At 64.4% G+C, this 4,352-nt stretch carries 2 protein-coding genes; one reads left to right on the forward strand and one right to left on the reverse strand.

Annotated elements, in window-relative coordinates; all coding sequences use genetic code 11:
* Positions 1-145 precede the first annotated feature (145 nt).
* Complete coding sequence (locus IRZ12_RS15915; protein WP_296470497.1) at positions 146-1,147, forward strand: tripartite tricarboxylate transporter substrate binding protein; 1,002 nt, start codon at positions 146-148, stop codon at positions 1,145-1,147.
* A gap of 106 nt (positions 1,148-1,253) precedes the next feature.
* Here IRZ12_RS15915 and secA read toward each other — a convergent pair whose 3' ends face one another.
* Positions 1,254-3,998 (reverse strand): preprotein translocase subunit SecA, encoded by a 2,745-nt coding sequence (secA, locus tag IRZ12_RS15920; RefSeq protein ID WP_296470500.1) that lies wholly within the window; start codon positions 3,996-3,998, stop codon positions 1,254-1,256.
* Positions 3,999-4,352: the final 354 nt, after the last annotated feature.

Genomic DNA, 4,352 nt, shown 5'->3' on the forward strand with positions numbered 1-4,352 from the left:
AATCTATATTATATATTAGAGATAAAACAGAATAACGCGCCCGCTTGCCCGCGGCAGGACGGACGACCTACCCCGTTTACGCCCTGGCCGGCGCCAGCGAGGCAGCGCCGGCTCGCGCGGAACAAGAAAGAGCTAGGAGACACGCATGAAGCATGCATTCCGGAAGTCCACATGCCCCCTCTCGACCGCCGCCATGGCGCTGCTTCTGGCGGGTAGCCCGATCGCGCACGCCCAGGGAGGGGCCGACGCAGCTGGCTACCCGAAACGCACCATCAAGATCGTCGTTCCGTACAGTCCGGGAACGAGCGCCGACGCCATTGCCCGGCGCACCGCCGAACAGCTCTCGGCGAGGCTGGGCCAAAGCGTTTATGTGGAAAATCGGCCCGGCGCCAGCGGCGTCATCGGCACGTCCTATGCCGCGAATGCGGAACCCGACGGGCACACGCTGATGATCGGGCCGACCACGCTAGTCATCACGCCAGCCTTCCGCCCCACCCCCTACGACCCGGTCAAGAGCTTTGCCCCCATCGGCCAGATCGCAGAAAGCGCGCAAGTCATCATTACGGGAGCCGGCACTCCCGCCCAAGACTTCAAGGAGCTGGTGGCCCACCTCAAGGCACGCGGGGAACTCGCTTCTTACGCATCTCCGGGAATTGCCTCGACCTCGCACCTGTACTCCACCGTGCTGCAGAACATGGTGGGCGTCAAGATGCGGCACATTCCGGCCGGCACGCTCAATGCCGCGATCATGGACGTCGTGCAAGGCAGCGTAGACATGATGATCGCCCCCATCGAGGCGGCCCGCCCCTTGGTCGCCTCCGGCAAGCTCAAGGCCATCGCGCAGACCGGCAGTGCGCGTTCGCCGCTGCTGGCTTCCGTCCCCACATTGGCAGAGGTGGGGTACCCGAACTACCAGCTGGCGCTCTGGATCGGGCTCTACGCCCCGGCCCAAACACCAGGCCCCATCATCGACCGCCTGAACCGCGAACTGAGGGCGATCTACGATTCAGAGTCGATGCGCACCGCACTCGCCGATACCGGCTTTGCCGTGGTGCTGGGTACGCCGGAAGATCTCGGCCGGCTCACGCGCACGGAATTCGAGCGCTGGAGCCGCGTCATCAAGACCGAGGGCATCAGCCCGGAATGATGGGCATGGGGCCACGGCGCTGAACACACAAGCGGACCTGCGCAAAGAAAAAAGCCTCCGGTTTCGGAGGCTTTTTTGTCGCCGCACTGGCTGCCGCGTTACGGGCTCAGCCGAGCTTGCCGTGGCAGTGCTTGTACTTCTTGCCACTGCCGCAGGGGCATGGCTCGTTGCGGCCCACCTTGCGCATGACGTTCTGCACCGTCCCGGCGGCGCCGTGCGATGCGGTATTGGCGTTCGCCGCGGCCAGCGCTTCGTCGTAGTCGGAATGGTGGTACTGCACGTTCTGAACTTGCGGCGCCTCTTGTTCCGCCTGCTCGACCTGCTCTGCCGTTTGCACGCGCACCGTCATCAGCACCTTGATCACATCGTTGCGGATGCGGTCGAGCATGTTGGAGAACAGCTCGAAGGCCTCGCGCTTGTATTCCTGCTTGGGGTTCTTCTGCGCATAGCCGCGCAGGTGGATGCCCTGGCGCAGGTGATCCAGCATCGCGAGATGCTCGCGCCAATGGGTGTCGATGTACTGCAGCAGGATCGAGCGTTCGAACTGATTCCACATCTCGGCGCCCACCAGGGCGACCTTGGCCTCGTAGGCCTCGGTGGCAGCCTTCAGGACCCGTTCGAGCAGGTCTTCGTCCGTCAGGTTGGCTTCGCTCTCGAGCATGGAGGCGAGCGGCAGCTGGATCTGCCAATCCAACTCCAGCGTCTTCTCCAACCCGGGGACGTCCCACTGTTCTTCGACCGAGTCTTCGGGTATGTACTGGCGGAACACCTCGGTGAAGGTGGCGTTGCGCAAATTGGCGATCATGTCGCCGACCGACTCGGCCTCCAGCACCTCGTTGCGCTGCGCATAGACGACCTTGCGCTGGTCGTTGGCGACGTCGTCGTATTCGAGCAGCTGCTTGCGAATGTCAAAGTTGCGGGCTTCGACCTTGCGTTGCGCCGACTCGATGGAGCGGGTCACCATCCCGGCCTCGATGGGTTCGCCCTCGGGCAGCTTGAGCCGTTCCATGATGGCCCGCACGCGATCCCCGGCGAAGATGCGCATGAGCGGATCTTCCAGCGACAGGTAGAAGCGCGAGGAACCCGGGTCGCCCTGGCGTCCGGCGCGGCCGCGCAGCTGGTTGTCGATGCGGCGGGATTCGTGGCGCTCGGTGCCGATGATGCGCAGGCCACCTGCGGCCTTGACCTGCTCGTTCAGCGGTTTCCACTCTTCGCGCACCTTGGCGATGCGGGCGGCCTTCTCCTCTTCGCTCAGGGTTTCGTCGGCACGGATCAGGTCCACCTGCTTGTCGACGCTGCCGCCCAGCACGATGTCGGTACCGCGGCCCGCCATGTTGGTGGCGATGGTGATGCGGCCGGGCTTGCCGGCTTCTGCCACGATCTCGGCCTCGCGGGCATGGTGCTTCGCGTTCAGGACCTCATGCTTGAGCCCGGCCTGGGTCAGCATGGCCGACAGCAGCTCGGAGTTCTCGATGCTGGTGGTCCCCACCAGCACGGGCTGGCCACGCTTCTGGCAGTCGCGGATGTCTTCCAGAATGGCGTTGTACTTTTCGCGCGCCGTCTTGAAGACCTGGTCGTTCTGATCCACGCGGATCATGGGCCGGTTGGTCGGAATGATGACGGTTTCGAGCCGGTAGATTTCCTGGAACTCGTAGGCTTCCGTGTCGGCCGTACCGGTCATGCCGGCCAGCTTCTCGTACATCCGGAAGTAGTTCTGGAAGGTAATCGAGGCCAGCGTCTGGTTTTCGTTCTGGATCTTGACCCCTTCCTTGGCCTCGACCGCCTGGTGCAGGCCGTCGGACCAGCGGCGGCCGACCATCAGGCGCCCGGTGAACTCGTCGACGATGATGACTTCACCGTTCTGCACCACATAGTGCTGGTCGCGGAAGAACAGGTTGTGTGCCCGCAGGGCAGCCATCAGGTGGTGCATCAAGCTGATGTGGCGCGGGTCGTACAACGACTCGCCCGGCGGCAGCAAGCCTTGGCGCTCCAGGATCTGCTCGGCCTTTTCGTGGCCGGCCTCGGACAAGTAGACCTGGCGGTTTTTCTCGTCCACCCAGAAGTCGCCCGGAGGCTCGGGTTCGTTCGGCTTGGGTTCGGACGGCATCCGGGTGAGCAGCGGCGGCACCGCGTTCATCCGGATGTAGAGCTCGGTGTGGTCCTCGGCCTGGCCGGAGATGATCAACGGCGTGCGGGCCTCGTCGATCAGGATGGAGTCCACCTCGTCGACCACCGCATAGAACAGCGATCGCTGGCGCCGATCCTCCACGCGGTATTCCATGTTGTCGCGCAGGTAATCGAACCCGAACTCGTTGTTCGTTCCGTAGGTGATGTCTGCCTGATACGCAGCCTTCTTTTCCTCGTTGGGTTGCTGCGAAACCACCACCCCGACGCTCAACCCGAGGAAACGGTATAGCCGCCCCATCCAGGCGGCATCGCGCTGGGCCAGGTAGTCGTTGACCGTCACCACGTGCACGCCCCGGCCGGCCAGCGCGTTCAGGTAGACGGGCAGCGTCGCCACCAGCGTCTTGCCTTCGCCGGTACGCATTTCAGCGATGCGGCCGGTATGCAGGACGATCCCGCCCAGCAACTGGACGTCGAAGTGGCGCATGCCCAGCACCCGCTTGCCGGCTTCGCGGACGACCGCAAAGGCTTCGGGCAGGAGGTCGTCGAGCGACTCTCCGTTTTGATAGCGTTGCTTGAACTCTTGCGTGCGGGCTGCAAGTTGCTCGTCGCTGAGTGCGGCGGTCTGGGGCTCCAGCGCGTTGATGCGACTGACCAACTTGCCGAACTGCTTCAACAACCGGTCATTGCGGCTGCCGAAAATTTTCTTGAGCAGAGAGGAAACCATGCGCGATTTTTGCAAGCAACCAGGACGCCAGGCTCATGCCTGGCCTCCCAGCCGGGATATGGGATAAGCCAGCCAGTTTAGCACCGTGGGAGGCGCTTGGACTGCGCATCCCGCGGGGCGTGGGACATCCCGGGCCGCCCGGAGGGCGCGAAACGCCCGACCTGTGAGCCGGCAAGCCCCGGCGCGAAGCGCTGCGCGCTACCTCCCGGGCGTTCCCGCCCCCCGGGCCGCGCCGCTGCGGGTGCGATGGCGGGAGCCGAAGCGGCCCTAGTCCAGCGCTCCGTCTGGCGACGGCAACGTGACGACCTTGGAGAACTGCTCGACGGGCTTCTTGCCCGGGCCGTGGGCCAGGAA

It is taken from the genome of Pigmentiphaga sp. (assembly GCF_019689535.1).
In the GTDB taxonomy this organism is placed as follows: Bacteria; Pseudomonadota; Gammaproteobacteria; order Burkholderiales; family Burkholderiaceae_B; genus Pigmentiphaga.